Source organism: Candidatus Nitrotoga sp. M5, assembly GCF_927904885.1.
GTDB lineage: Bacteria > Pseudomonadota > Gammaproteobacteria > Burkholderiales > Gallionellaceae > Nitrotoga.
This window is the reverse complement of sequence record NZ_CAKMNW010000007.1, coordinates 1-14,681: the sequence shown is the minus strand read 5'-3', so window position 1 is coordinate 14,681 and position 14,681 is coordinate 1. Positions and strand designations below refer to the sequence as shown.

Sequence of the window (14,681 nt, the reverse complement as noted above, 5' to 3'; positions counted from 1 at the left end):
GTATTCGTAGAGGCGACAATATTTATTTGTTGGGATAGCCGTTTTTAAGCCAATCTAAAACTTCCGCTGCAATACGTGTTGAGGCCTGTCCATCCCAGAGTTCAGGGGTTCTGCCTGCTTTCCCGCCGGTAAGCATGACTTCGTCAAATATTGTTAGTATCTTTGCTGAGTCTAATCCGGCAATCGTGTTGGTTCCCTCATCCACTGTGATCGGTCTTTCTGTGTTATCTCTGAGTGTAATGCAGGGAACACCAAGAGCAGTGGTTTCTTCCTGAATACCGCCTGAGTCAGTCAATACAACTCGTGCATCCTTCATAAGCCCCAGCATTTCCAAATAACCCATTGGCGGCAGTTGCAATACTGTCGGAACATCCAATATTTTATTCAATCCAAACTTTTGAATCATGTCACGAGTGCGTGGGTGCATCGGAAAAATAATTGGTAATTGAGCACTAATTTTGATGGCTATTTCAAGCAATGAACGCAGCGTGTCGGGATCATCAACATTGGAAGGCCGGTGTGCGGTTAGGACCCCATATCCGTCATGGCCGGTAAGAAATTTTTCACTGTCAGAATTTTTCAGAATTTTAGATACTGGTACTGCTTTTTTCAGGTTGTGATGCAAGGTATCAATCATGACATTGCCGACAAATCGAATGCGATGTTTGGATATTCCCTCACGCAAGAGATTTTCGCGACCACTGCGCTCAGTGATAAAAAGGAGCTCAGATATCTGGTCGGTCAATACCCGGTTGATTTCTTCTGGCATAGCACGGTCGAAACTACGCAGACCAGCCTCAACGTGAATTACGGGAATACCCTTTTTTACTGCTACAAGCGCGCAGGCTAGGGTGGAATTCACATCGCCGACTACTAGCACTGCGGAAGGGTTCTTTGTGTCCAGAACTGATTCGAAGCGGAGCATCACATTGGCGGTTTGTGTTGTGTGGCTGCCGGAGCCAACATCTAAATTTATATCGGGCTGTGGTATACCAAGCGCTTCGAAATACTGGTGGTTCATGGCTACGTCATAATGTTGCCCAGTGTGAACCAAACATACATTGATTTCAGGTCCAAGAGCAGCAAAGGCTTCGATAATAGGAGCCATTTTCATAAAGTTAGGGCGCGCGCCTACAACACATAGAATGCTGTAAGGTGTAGGAGCAGATGATTTATTGATTTCCATAATTTATGATATTGATAATATTATTTTTAATAAATTTGCGCGGGGTACCGCACGCTGTTGCACCCTTAGCTATGCTGGCTTGACACGTGGTCTAAAAATGCACGTTGCGACATCGCCCGTTGCTCTACTATTATATTTTTTAAAGTGATCGCATTGATTCTATAGGCTTGGTGTATATGGGCTTTCTGATTAAGAATTCTCAAAATTCGTTAATGCGGAGTCGACCTAGTTGACGTCTCTATGCTATGGTTAACCTGTATATCGTATTGCAGTTTGACTACTCCTGATATTGCAAGTGATCTGCCACTGGCCGCTAATTTTGGATTATGTTCTACTGAATCAGAATCTATATGCTATTCCAACCTCTTTGAGCTAAGAAAAGCGCAAGGTGCTGGCATACTTGCCATTGCTTTCACTGCAGTTTTTTAGCCAGCTTTTTATTTCATTTTCGTTGACCTTGCTCTGCAATATTTTGTGCGGATTTAATTCTTGACTTCAGCTAATTTGTGATTTGCACCTTATACAATTTCGCAATAGTTGCACGCGCAGGTAAATTAATTCCCCATTGAGCAATCAATGATGCTTACGTGGTTTGTTACTTGTTAAGGTCATTGATGTTTGAATCGGGACGAGCAAGAATCCGTTTAACCAGGTCCAGAACGGATATGACTGAACTTTCCATCTTAAAAAGCCTGCCGTCCATACTTTCCAAACTCCCCTGAGTATCATCTTCCTGCCTCGTTTGTAGGGTGTCAGATACATTTTGTGATGCGGCTTCCGATTCAGGGAGAGCAAACTCCTTTTGAATATCGCTAATTACCTCCGCCACATCGGAGCTTCCGAAATGATGACGTTCTTCGAGATAGCCCATTAGAAAAAGTCGATCGCAAAGTGTATTTATTTTGCGCGGGATGCCGCCAGTAAAATTATAAATTTCTAAAAAAGCATCTTCGTTCAAAGAAGGGTCTCCATTCCAGCCAACGGTATTCAATCGATGCTCGATATAGCCTTTTGTTTCCAATAAATTTAGTGGCCCCAAGTGGTAGGTTGCAATTACCCTCTGTTGCAATTGTTGCATGTCGTGACTAAGAAGGGTTCTCCTGAATTCCGGCTGACCTAGCAGGAAAATTTGAAGCAATGATTTGTCAGCAGTTTGAAAATTGGACAGCATTCTTAATTCTTCCACTGCTTGGGGTGAAAGATTCTGTGCTTCATCAACTATCAGTAATGCGCGTTTTCCTTTTTGATCACATTGCCGAAGAAACTGCTCAAGCCTGGTCAGCAGGGTGGCTTTAGAGCCATCTTCGTTGGGGAGCCCAAATGCTGCGACTACCATTTTTAATGTATCTTCTGCATTAAGGTTGGTGTTTACGATTTGTGCAGCTAGAATTTTTTCCGATTCAAGCTTGCAGAAAAGACCACGCACTAAGGTGGTTTTGCCTGCGCCTATTTCACCGGTTATGACGATGAAGCCTTCACCTTGAGAAAGGCCATATTCCAAGTAGGCCATAGCGCGTTTATGACCGCTGCTGCCAAAAAAGAACTGTGGATCAGGCTTTAGTTGAAAGGGCTTGGCACTCAGTCCGTAGTAAGATTGATACATATATTTGGTTGCTCCAGCTAGAAACTCATTGTCAGAGATGCGATGAGGGCATTTTCGCGATAATCACTGCCAATTTGGTTAGAGGTTCGCTCAATATGTCGTAAGTTTACTGCTCCATTAAGTTTGGGCTGTATTTGTCTTGTCAGACCGACTGTGAAGTTTTTTGTATCATCTTCTCTGCCCGTAGCGAGGATACTTGATCTAATGAACCTGCCGCCGACATTGGCGGTGGTTCGTGGACCAATTTTCCAATTCCAACTAACATTGCCGCCAATTTGCTTTATGCTTCCGTTAAGTCCAATACTGTTTGTCCCAATAAGTGCAGCATCATTTGCATCTCCAGCTGTTTGTGGTTCGCGTAACATATGGAAAATGCTAAATATGAGCGTATTTCTTGCGCCACTTAAAGCAACGCTTGCCTGCAAGCGCTTTTGCAGAAAAAATTGATTTGTAAAGAAATTGATTGGGTCAAAAATGGAGGCTTCCAGTCCATTGTCTCTAATAAAGGTATCTACTGTTTGCTGACGCATTAATGGGTCAGGGATGTTGGAAGTCCATAGTTGGTTCAGGAAACTTGCCGTATCGGTCGTGGGGGGGATAAAAAATTGATCGCGGGTTGTGGTGATATTCTGGTTGTAGTTTAGGCTCCAAGCTGATCTGCGAGTGCGATGGCTGGCAGCGAGTGTGTACGTAGTGCCAAAAAAAGCTTTACCAGTATTGGCAGTGATATTAGTTCTCGCAGTTGGTGCCCAAACAAAACCAGCTGTCCAAAAAGACCCAGCCGATAATCCGGTTGTTGATGTATAGCTGTATTTTTGATATCCACTGGTGCCGGTCAAGCTGAATTTGGATGAAATCCGGTAACTAAGATTGCCAGTATATCGCTCATTTTCTATGGATCTGTCACGACTGTCCAATTTTCGTTTATTATAATTCAAGCCCCATCCTACTTCTCTGAAGGAAGAGCCACTGGTTAAGCTAAATAAAATGGCGTCTGATTGCGTCCCAGCTTGCCCCGCAGCACCTGTGGATATTTCATTATGTGTGTAGCGCGCTTCAGTTGAAGCAAAATTCGAGAGGTTGTGACGAATATAAGGACTAATGCTATAGGTTTTTACATTGGTTCGGTTGCCCGTAATATTTTCATTAGTGTCTGGGAGTGGGCCAAGGAGAGAAATGTTTCGCTGACTGATGTTTGCGGTACTATCAAGGAAAAAAAAGTTTTTAATTAGCTCTGCGTTTGCTGTTGCATTTAACTGTTGAGCAGTCCTGTTCCGATTGCTCATCTTGGCGTAAAAAAGATTCTGCATTATATAGTTGATATTGACTTTCAAGCGTGGTCCGTCTCCAGTCAATGATACTCCAGGATTAACTTGGGTGATGAAGTCGCTTTTCTCGTTTCCTTGTGTATCCAGCGTCACATTGTCGGTATAAGTTTCTACTAGTCTTAGTTGAGGCGTTAATTTCCAGTCAGCAGCGGTGGAGTAGGCAGGGCATATCAGTAAGATTATAGTAACTATTTTGACTGTCTTATGGAAAACAAGGCGAAATCCATTATTTCCAGCCACCTTAGTCATAGTAGCCGTAACCGTAATTGGATCCGCCGGCGAATGCCTTCGATTTATTGTAGACTAAGTTAATGTGAGGGTTTGTTTCGATCTGACGAAGCGCCTCTTTAACAGCATGCTGAGTAGTGACTTCGGCTTCTACCACCATGACAATCTGGCCCATCTGACTTGCCAGGACACGTGCCTCAGTTGTAGGCAGCAAGGGTGGGGAATCAAATATCACAATGCGATCTGGATATCGGTTTGCAATCTCATTTAACAGACTGCTCATGGCTTGGCTTGTCAATAGTTCAGTAGCGTGTCTGTGACTTGTTCCTGCGGGTAGAATTCTAAGAGTATCAACATTGGTTTTAAACATGGCGTCTGCTAAGTCGAGTTTTTCGTCGAGAAGAATATCCATTAAACCGACAGCTGACTTCAATCCTAGTGTGCGGAGTACCGATGGCCGAGCTACATCCGCATCTATTAGCAAAACTGTGTGATCCATCTCTGTGGCAATGCTCATTGCCAAATTAATGGCGCAGAATGTTTTCCCCTCTTGAGGTAATGCACTGGTTACCATGATTAAATTTCCATGGTGTATCGCTCCGGCGCCTTTAATGAAAGCATTTTGAATTAATGAGCGTTTTATTCCTCTAAACTCTTGAGCGGCTAAAGTTTTCCCTTGGTCCGGAGTAATCATGCCTAATTGGTGTAAGTTGGCAAGGTTTATTTCGACTTGTGCAATTGTTTTTCTATCTGAGTTACGGGCACGGTGATCATTAATTATTTTTGAATTTTGTTCACTAGGACTTTTTAACGGTATCTTTGATAGGGGCGTTAGATCGCCTTTGGTCTGCTCAAATCTGTTTGCTGCTTTTTCAATAATGCTCACATGATCTCCCAACAGTATTTTGTCTGGCTGTTTTTATGTTCTTCAATTTGGTCGTTTTGAATTAAATAAATTTCTGTCCGTAATTAGCTAGACCATAATTGTTGTTTTAGGTTATGAAGAGGCGCCTTTAATATCATAATTTAAGGTATAAAATTATCATTACCACGCTATACAGGGCAACCAGTAGCGTAATAGCGAGCCCGAAAGCATAAAGACTCCTTTTGTGCTTTGTCTTTTCATGGGGAGTCCAATTCATAGTCACGGTACCCAGTATCGGTAAACCAATTGTTTCCCGTAGGCTATTCTGACTCATAAAAGTAGGTCTAATTTGGCTCATTAAGAGCGCAACCCCTATTCCGCCCAGTAGCGCACCCAGAAAAACCATACTGAATAACATTAACCGGTTCGGTCCTGAGGGCGCAAGTGGAACCGTAGGTGGGTCTATGACCTTGAACGTCAGCATATCTGAAGTGGCACTCAATTCTCCTGATAATTTTGCTGACTCTCGGCGTCCTATGAGGTTTTCATAATTATTTTTATTGATATGATAATCACGGTTGAGTTGAGCAAACTCTTCTGCCACTTGAGGCTTCGCAATAGTCAATGCAGTTAATTGAGCTGCGCGAGAAGAGTACTCGTCTACTCGAGCTTTCATTGCGGCGACCCTGGCTTCTGCCTCTGATAAAGAAAAATTGAGTTGTTGCAGCATTGGGCTGTAATTCCGACCTCGATCTCGATCTCGATCTCGAGTAGTGGCAGGTTTTTGAAGTTTGGCCTCCTCCAGCTTACGCTCTTCAAGTTGTGCAATTAGACGTTTAATTGAAATAACATCCGGGTGGCGTTCTGTAAAGCGCAGACGTAAGGCATCCATGTCATTAACTAACGCTTGGATCCGAGCATCAATTGCTGGGTTAACGATAGTTGATGGAGCTTGTTCTGTATCCAGATCTTCATAAGGAGCGTAATCTTCAATTTGATTTTTTATAGCGTTGCGCGCTTGTTCTGCTTCACGTAGTCCCAATTTTGCTTCGTTGAGGCTGTCCGAAACAGCTTGTAATTGTGTGCCAAAATCACCATCCCGGGGCAATAGACCACGATTCTTTATTTTGAAGTCCGTGACAGCCTTTTCCGCAAGAATCAATCTATCCTCATAATTTTTGATTTGCTCATTGATGAATTTAATTGCTTTTTCGGAGTCTTGCTTCTGATTTCCAAAGCTGCCTTCAACAAAGATGGTTAAAAAGGATTGGACCACATCCTTCGCAATTGTTGGATTTTGGTCGTTATAAGAAAAAACATAGAGATCGGCGCCATTGCTTGCGTTGATACTTATTCGGCTCTTCATGTCACTGACTAGCCGCTCATGATCTTTGGCATCTGTTGCCTTGAGATCTAAATCAACCATTCGTAATACTCGCTCTATGTTTGGACGACTTAGAAGAGTACGGCTCATGATTGAAACCTGCTGATCCATGTTGGGAACAGTTGTCATACCTGCCAGCAGTGGCTTTAAGATAGTTCTGGTATCCACGAAAACTCTCGCGGAAGACTGATAGTTGTTAGGTAAGGAATATACCTTGTAACCTCCCGCTAAAACAACGATCCATGCAATAACCACCGCATACCACCGGTATTTCCATATGCCCTTTAAGTAGGAAAGTATCAGGGATATTAATTCCTCCATTTTGCTAATTTCTCCATAATGGTGTGGTATCAGTTTTTAATTTAACAGCATTTCGTGATTGCATAACGAAATGCTTATTTTGTTATGGAATGTATTGAATAGTTTTATGTGTGACGCTTTCTCACTCAAACTACGTCTGTACACTTAGGAAGATAATATCAATCAGAAAAAACTTTCAGGTATTACTAATACATCCCCTGGACGCATTGGAATGTTGGTTGAGAGATCGGCATCTTGAATGAGATCCTCTAACCGGACAGCAATATGCTGCAACTTTCCATCGATTTTGCGGATAACGCTGGCTTTGTTGCCTGCGGCATAATCTGTTACGCCACCTACAGCAATCAAGACATCCATTAGTGACATACCATTCTTATAACTAAGAGCTTGGGGGGTAGCAGCTTCTCCTATAACACGAATTTGCTCAGTATATGGTCCAACAAAGTTAGTCACAATAACCGTGACAATTGGATCTTGAATGTATATAGCCAGTGCTTTTTCAATGTCACGGGCCAAATGTGTTGACGTTTTTCCCATGGCAGGCAGGTCTTCTACCAAAGGGGTCGTGATTTTGCCATCTGGGCGAACGGGAACTGACATGGAGACTTCTGGATTGTGCCAAACTATAATATTAATGGCGTCGCCTGGGCCAATCAGGTAGTCATGTGAGGGGGGTTCGTCTGATGGAGAAAGAGTTATACGTGGGGTGTTGGCACAACCCCCGAGTGCGAAGATCGAAAGTGCTACAGTAAAAAAAGCTAGCATTTTCAGAGTATTGTTATATGAGGTGTTCATCTGAGCTTCCTTAGGTTTTCGATTTTTGTGATGATGGCAGGTTTGCTACGCGCATAACTATCGCCTTTCATGTTGATAAGATGAGGCCGTATTTTGTTGCTAAACTTTCAATTATTAAGTTAATTGAGTTTTTACTAGGCTAATGATTGGTCATCGGATAAAACATGAAAAGCTTTAGTGTAAGTCTGACTGATTAGCTTTGCTAGTCTAGGATTTTGACCTCTTTAATCTATGAGAGAGGGTATCAAAAAGCGGTATCGTGCAGGACAAACATACTGTTAAGTTGCCTTCAATTCTATGCTATGTAAATTTGTAATCCATTCAGCATCTCTTACCCTCAAAAGAAATAAGGGCTTGCCACTTGTTGCTTTTAATTCGAAGAGGCTACTAATTCTTGCTTCAACCATGAGTCAATTAACTTGTTATTTATAATAACATAACCTTGATGTAAGGATTTGATTAAAGTTATATCCAAGTGTTGGCTACTACAATAAATGCGCCGGAATTTGGTGTGATTTCAATGTCGCAAAGATTGAAAAAATGAGCCCGACAGTCCCTTTTGTTCGCTTGACGGATGCTTGCAGCGTCAGCTAAGTTGCTTGTTGTGCTAATAGTTCAGATAGCAATTTCAGGTCGTCTTGAAAAATGAAAGGAATCGGTTGCGGTGACCTTTGACCAATGCGCCACCCAGCGCGTTAGCGTGGCAACAACTGCCGTTTATACCTCGCTGAGTGTAGCATTCGATCTAACACCAGTGACAAGGTGATGCCGCTCAAGCCTTCTCCGCGCGGGGGCTCAGATGGTTAGCTGTTATGTAAGCTGATATCGCCTGCGTCAACCGACTCATGCCGCGCTTAAGCCCTGTTTGCAACCAGTTTTGAGATATGGGACGGATTTTTGATCTGAGCGCCTTTGTCGTAATAGCACAAATTTAATGCGGCGACATTCTGTCCAAGGAAACGGCCCAACAAATTAATCGACAGCAAATTGAGCATATCAGTGTATTTATCACTGTTTTTTGGATAACGGTCTATTGTTATATTGCAAAATCGTCAAGTGGGGAAGTCAGGGATGCCACTTGGGGTGAAAGCACGCAAAATCACCCCTCGATCAGCTCAATTATCGCTACGATTATTTAAGTCCGACCGGTTGCTTGTGTTTGAAAGGATTGCTGTCGTTTAGCTCATCCACATACTGGGTGATGTTTCCTGTCTCACGCTTTAAGTAATCTTCCACTGCTTGTGAGAATTGCGGATGCGCCAGCCAATGTGCTGACCAAGTTGTTACGGGAAGAAAACCTCTGGCAAGTTTATGCTCTCCTTGGGCACCGCCTTCGAAGATAGTGATCTTATGTTCAATGCAAAATTCAATTGCTTGGTAATAGCAAGCTTCGAAGTGCAGTCCAGGATGATACTCCAACGTACCCCATGAGCGACCGTAAAGAACATCTGTGTTAAAAAAATTGAGTGCACTGGCAATTTGTTTACCGTTGCGCAATGCAATGATCAGTAGAATATTTTCCGGCATAGCCGTGCCGATATTTTTAAAAAAATTAAAATTTAAGGACGGCGGGGAATTGTACTGACTATGGGTACGGGTATAACACTGGTAGAAAAAATTCCACTGTGCTTCTGAGATTTCATTGCCGCGAATACGATTGAAGCTAATATTGGCTTCTTTCACCTTGCGCCGCTCATGCTTAATTTTTTTGCGTTTTTCTTGACGCAGGCTGGTCAGATAATCATCGAAAGTGGCATATCCAGGGTTCTGCCAATGAAACTGTACACCGCGACGCAACATCATTCCTTCCTGTTGCATTTCAAGAGCCTGATTTTCGTCAGGAAACAGGCAATGCAGGGAGGATACGCCAGACTCCTGCGCCATTTGCAGAGCATAGCGAATTAGTTGTGTTCGAATTTCAGGGGCTGTCGCCAACAGTCGTGTTCCGGTGATAGGCGTAAAAGGAATAGCACACAATAATTTGGGGTAATAATTTAGCCCATGTTGCTGGTAAGCGTCGGCCCATGCCCAATCGAAAACGAATTCGCCGAAGGAGTGATATTTTCGATAAATCGGCATGGCACCAGCAAGAATATTGTCTTGCCAGACTGTTAGAAATTGCACTTCCCATCCAGTACGCGCGGATGCACAGCCACTTTCTTGCAGTGCCCGTAAGAAGGCATAGGAAAGAAATGGATTATTTCCCGCGAGGGCGTTCCATTGCGTCTCAGCAATATCTGCTATGGATTCGATTATTTTAATGCTCATGCTGCTGTATGGGTGGTGGAGTGCGTTGCCATACCAGAATTCGGTTGTTGCTGGGCATGGTTACATCTTCGAGTAGGAAAAGGCCATGCGTTTCGGCGAGCCGATTAATATTTTCAAAATCCCGTACACCGCTGTCCCTGTCGCGTGATTTAAGCCATGTATCGAACCGTGCATTGCTTTCAGAGGTAAATTTCCCCTCATAGTTAAAGGGGCCGTACAGACACAGAATACCCCCTGCACTTAAAATACGTGCTACTCCTGCAAACATTAGTTCAACTTCCGGCCACGATATGATATGCACCGTGTTGGCATTAAACACAGCATCTACTACTTCGATAGGCCATTGGCTATCATTAACATTTATGACCACAGGTGGAAGTACGTTAGGTAACTTAGCCTCGTCCAGCCAGGTCAAAATGCCCGCATGATTTTGCAATAAGTCACTGGTTTGCCAAGTAAGGTGAGAGAGCGCACGTCCGAAATAAACGGCATGCTGGCCGGTTCCACTTGCTATTTCCAATACATGCTTTTGCTTGACAAATATTTTTTGTAAAACTTTAAGTATAGGAACCTGATTTTGTTCGCATGATTCTGAGTAGGGTTTCATAGGAGATAGACATCATTACATATTGGATTTGATGTTATAGGTTTAACCTATTATTTTTTTTAATATAGATAATCGCAGATGTGTTGATAAATAACTAGCGATTCGAACTTAAATTTAATTCAGCAAGATGCTTGTAAGGCTTGCTTTTCTTGGCTACTTACTTCAACGTCCTAACGCGTTGCTCGTGGGCCAGTCAGATCATCAGTGGTGTAGTACTTGGTATTTTTGTTGCACTGATAAATAACTCGTAATAGATAAACACAAAGCCTATTGCACCGCTTATGCTCAAGGCGAGAATCTTTTTCCCATGGCATGCTGTCCCGTGATGTGAGCCAAGTGGGCGGATCTATCCAGCATTCTTTCTACCTACGCACTCGGATGAAAGCGCTAGCACAGCAGCACACTATCGGCCCAATGTGCTCAAATATCTCACTGCTTGTCGTACAATCTTTCTGTTGATGCGACGCCAGTTCCAGTTTCTTTGATTTAGTTGTGGGTAAGGATGATTCTCCAATCTGATTGTATGCGTCATTTTAAGACGAACGACGCTAGTAGCAAACTGACGCCGCTTTAGTTGGACTGTTTTGGCATAACAGCTCATGGCTGATCGCAAAGATCTGGGCAGCAAATTAACCGGCGCCACTCAAAATGACAATGATTAAAACTTTATGTGAATATACTGTAATGATTGAACGTCATTGGATAGAATTTCAGCCTATTGCAAACCGGAGAATAAAGTCTCATTAGGCTTTGCGGAATTCAATAATCAAACTGGAGTCATCTATACCGTGCATACGGCCTGCACGATTATGTATATCTGCGACTAAAAGCTCACGTCTATGCACTCGAGGCTCTAAAAATATCAAATTTACCCAATCGATTACGCGAATAGAAAATAAAGGCCAGCTTTAAGCCGGCCTTTATTTCTTTGAGGAAATGATCATTCATTGCTACTGAACGTATTTTATTACCTCCCCATGGGGTAATACTCTTGTTGGTACATCCCTGGATTTCCCAATTGATTGAACGGTCCATTAGGTCCAGACTGAACGATGTTGGTTTGGTTAGAAACATGCTTGTAATGATAGTGTGCAGGCGGTTGTGTCTGAATCTCAAATGCTGTTCCAGATGGCTGAACACGGCCATCCGCGCCTGCAAGCTGGTTACCTCTGCCGCCAGATGGCCCATAGGATACCCCTGTGTTGGTGTATATACCAGAGGCAGTAATACCGGTCATGTTACCAGCATGCGCCAAGGTAGCACCTAATGCAAAACAAGACATAATTGTGATATTTATAAGACTCTTTTTCATGAAAAGCTCCTAAATATAAAGTTGGAAGGATGGTTATATAGGATCAAGGTTGACTTGACTAGCGTATAGTACCAGTTAACCGGATGGTGTAAATAGTTTTATGTGATCTGAGCAATTTGAGCGGTCTCAATTTTCCTTTGAGTCATCATCCAAATGAGTCAGCTTGTAGAACTGATTTAAAAGTGTGGAATTTAGTCCATGTTTTAGCTTTTTTTACACAGAGAGGTTGACGTTTTCCCCTCCGTCAATTCTTAGACAAGGCTTTTCCCTCCGGCTTGCACAAATTGGTGTCGAGTATTCCTTTTTCAGCCTACTAATCTGAAGCACAAAGAGACCGCATCAGCGACGTATCTGTCCTAGGCAGTTGGCCTTGAAGTACCCCAGCGCGCTCATTTGTTTGAGCCGAGCTTAATTGGAAATAATGCTCGAAGCAAAATCTATTGTCGTTACATTTATGGGTCTGCTCCAAAGCGCTACGACGGCGGTTATAGCCGCGATACCAACTCGGAATATACAGGATGTTGGCGTACCTTCAAGTGCCGGCGGATCTCATGTAGGGGCCTAGTTTTTTTGACCCGTGTAATCCTCGGCTTGCCTATCGCTGGCCACTGTTTAGAGTCTTTCAGTTGATGCTAGACAATCTGGCATGGTGAAACAAGCCCGCTGCGCTTTTCCTCTCCACAGAGCTGGCCGCGACTTTGATACTTAATTTCAATTGCAAGGTTTAAACTACCGACTTTAGCCAGTCAGCTTTAGTCTTGCAAATTTAGCATGTGAGGAACAACTACATCACGTTTTGCCCTGCTGGTTTTGCGCGTTTATCCGAACGTGCAAGAGGACTTTAGTCCTCTGCGCCGGCCACGCTAACACACCTACTTTAGTAGGTGGTAGTTAAGTATGTGATTTTCAATCAGTACAATTTATCTCATAGTAACGCTGTGATACAGGTACGTATTTCGATACTTGTCTACAGCGTTCATCATGCTGCTCATTATGAAATGAAGTTTGATCGTTGCTATTAGATGAGATGTTTGCAACTATCCAGTCTGGTGCTAGCCAGGATAGAAAAAGGGTTAAGCATTTCTGCCTAACCCTTTGATTTACTGGTGCGCCAGAAGAGATAAATCTGGGCACTGGCAATTGATCATTCTGCTTGAATAAATTTTGCTTTTTTAGTTTTGGCAGTTGCAATTTTTACCTTATTTTCTTCTTCAACACCCTTACGGGAGACAGTATAGTGAAAATCATTCAACAACTTTTCTACCTTTTCCTTTCCGCCTTCATTTAGGTCTTTCATCAACTGGGCTTCTGATTTTTTTGCAATAGTAAGAATCAGATGAGCCAATTCTATAGCAGCTACCGTTGGTATTGTCATATATTGCCTTGCTATTCGTTTTTCGAGATTGATTGCACTTCTCGTTTCAATAATGGTATGGAATAACAATTTTGTAACCGGAAATCCAAAAGTAATTTGTGATAACCCATCAACGTAAAGATCATCGGCAGTTAAACGGCCTTTTAATACAAATTGTTCATTTGTTATTGTGTCGAAGTCATTTTCCTCTGTCATATCAATCCTTAATTTTTAAATTTTCTCACATATAACACGACTCAATTAAATGCTGAGAGCTTTCACTAAAAATGTTCTTGCTTTCGTATAGAGCAACACTTTTGCTCTCATTTAGGACAATGTGCGCACCATTTTTATTCTCAGTATAAAAATGTACCAATGGCGCTTCATCTTCATAAGATAAAGCCTCAAAATTTTTAGGGTGTGTATCCCAAGTATCTGGCATAAATCTAGAAAATGGCATGAATCGAACCAAAATAGCCGTATCAAACACCTTACTTAACGCCAATAAAGATCGCATTGAATAACGACCGTATGATGGATCTTCAAGTCTTGATACGGTTGTCTGCGTCGTTCCCAGTTTTTCAGCAAGTTGTCTCTGTGATAAGCCACGTTGTTGCCGAATTATACGAATTTGGTGAGCCAAACTATTAACTAGTTCCGCCTCAACATAAGCGGCCCTTGCTTTAGGATTCTTCAGAGCAAGGAAACTTTTCTCCATCGATTTGGAGAGGTGAATTACTAGCTGTTCCTTTTTTAAGGAAATCTCGGCGTTTGCTGGCTGTTTCAATGGCTTCAGCTGGGTCATATATATCCTGTTTATGAGTTGCCCAAATTAATATGGTAAAGTCGTTACTCAAGAGGCCAAAAAAGCCTATTGGCCTCTGCTGAACGCCATTGGCTTCAAATCTTATCTCGTAGATATCGGTCGCTCCTTTTAGTTTTCTAGCGTGAGGTCGATTCCAGTCACGCTTAAAAGTATTCGATAAATACCTAACTCTTGTTTTAAATTTTTGAATTACAACTTCATCTATTTCGTCGATCTGTTTTTGTAATGCAGTACTACCCGTAGGGGAAATATAGACCATAAATTTCCATCCCAATTTATCGCAATTTTGCGATAAATTTTCTTCTACCGCAACCGTTTTGTTTTGGGTTGCAATCTTTTTATTATTTTTTTTCACATTGCATACTCCCATTACCTCCCCGTTCAAGTAACACGGGGGGCTACAAATACATTAACCCCAAATCCTACCAGCAAAATCCCATATGTCGAAATTTGTAGTCAGTTGAGTTGGCGTGAGACGTCCGCGCCAGCGAAGGCTCGCGCCAACTCAATTGCTATAGAAAAGTGTTTAGACTTTTATTGCTTGACAATGTAAAGCTTTACATCGTAAAGTATCGGCAATTATTTCAATCAGGGTTTTACGTGA

The 14,681-nt window shown here is 42.5% G+C and carries 12 protein-coding genes; all 12 read right to left on the bottom strand.

Features of this window, described 5'->3' with window-relative positions; genetic code table 11:
* Window positions 1-22: 22 nt before the first annotated feature.
* A complete protein-coding gene (wecB, locus tag MJ770_RS02690; RefSeq protein ID WP_239250068.1) occupies window positions 23-1,186 on the bottom strand; it encodes a non-hydrolyzing UDP-N-acetylglucosamine 2-epimerase in 1,164 nt (387 codons plus the stop codon).
* A 595-nt stretch (window positions 1,187-1,781) separates the two neighbouring features.
* Entirely contained in the window at window positions 1,782-2,789 is a 1,008-nt protein-coding gene (locus MJ770_RS02685) for an XrtA/PEP-CTERM system-associated ATPase (RefSeq protein ID WP_239250067.1), read from the bottom strand.
* Window positions 2,790-2,806: 17 nt separating this feature from the next.
* On the bottom strand, window positions 2,807-4,366 hold the full coding sequence (locus MJ770_RS02680; protein ID WP_239250066.1) for a TIGR03016 family PEP-CTERM system-associated outer membrane protein: 1,560 nt from the start codon (window positions 4,364-4,366) through the stop codon (window positions 2,807-2,809).
* Window positions 4,359-5,231 (bottom strand): XrtA-associated tyrosine autokinase, encoded by an 873-nt coding sequence (locus MJ770_RS02675; RefSeq protein WP_239250065.1) that lies wholly within the window; start codon window positions 5,229-5,231, stop codon window positions 4,359-4,361. Before MJ770_RS02675 ends, MJ770_RS02680 begins: the two co-directional genes overlap by 8 nt.
* A 133-nt stretch (window positions 5,232-5,364) precedes the next feature.
* Window positions 5,365-6,915 carry an XrtA system polysaccharide chain length determinant gene (locus tag MJ770_RS02670; protein WP_239250064.1) on the bottom strand — a complete coding sequence of 517 codons (1,551 nt, stop codon included), beginning with the start codon at window positions 6,913-6,915 and terminating at the stop codon, window positions 5,365-5,367.
* Window positions 6,916-7,077: 162 nt separating this feature from the next.
* Window positions 7,078-7,710: an XrtA/PEP-CTERM system exopolysaccharide export protein gene (locus MJ770_RS02665; RefSeq protein WP_239250063.1), complete on the bottom strand. Its 633-nt coding sequence runs from the start codon at window positions 7,708-7,710 to the stop codon at window positions 7,078-7,080.
* Between the two features lie 1,131 nt (window positions 7,711-8,841).
* Window positions 8,842-9,978 carry a GNAT family N-acetyltransferase gene (locus MJ770_RS02660; RefSeq protein ID WP_239250062.1) on the bottom strand — a complete coding sequence of 379 codons (1,137 nt, stop codon included), beginning with the start codon at window positions 9,976-9,978 and terminating at the stop codon, window positions 8,842-8,844.
* Window positions 9,968-10,585 (bottom strand): DUF938 domain-containing protein, encoded by a 618-nt coding sequence (locus MJ770_RS02655; protein WP_239250061.1) that lies wholly within the window; start codon window positions 10,583-10,585, stop codon window positions 9,968-9,970. The genes MJ770_RS02660 and MJ770_RS02655 overlap by 11 nt, the downstream gene beginning before the upstream one ends.
* Before the next feature lie 967 nt (window positions 10,586-11,552).
* Window positions 11,553-11,897 (bottom strand): hypothetical protein, encoded by a 345-nt coding sequence (locus tag MJ770_RS02650; protein WP_239250060.1) that lies wholly within the window; start codon window positions 11,895-11,897, stop codon window positions 11,553-11,555.
* A gap of 1,144 nt (window positions 11,898-13,041) precedes the next feature.
* Window positions 13,042-13,467 carry a hypothetical protein gene (locus MJ770_RS02645; protein WP_239250059.1) on the bottom strand — a complete coding sequence of 142 codons (426 nt, stop codon included), beginning with the start codon at window positions 13,465-13,467 and terminating at the stop codon, window positions 13,042-13,044.
* A gap of 25 nt (window positions 13,468-13,492) precedes the next feature.
* Window positions 13,493-14,038, bottom strand: coding sequence for a helix-turn-helix transcriptional regulator (locus MJ770_RS02640; RefSeq protein ID WP_239250058.1), 546 nt, complete (start codon window positions 14,036-14,038; stop codon window positions 13,493-13,495).
* Complete coding sequence (locus tag MJ770_RS02635) at window positions 13,935-14,432, bottom strand: hypothetical protein (protein WP_239250057.1); 498 nt, start codon at window positions 14,430-14,432, stop codon at window positions 13,935-13,937. The genes MJ770_RS02640 and MJ770_RS02635 overlap by 104 nt, the downstream gene beginning before the upstream one ends.
* Window positions 14,433-14,681: the final 249 nt, after the last annotated feature.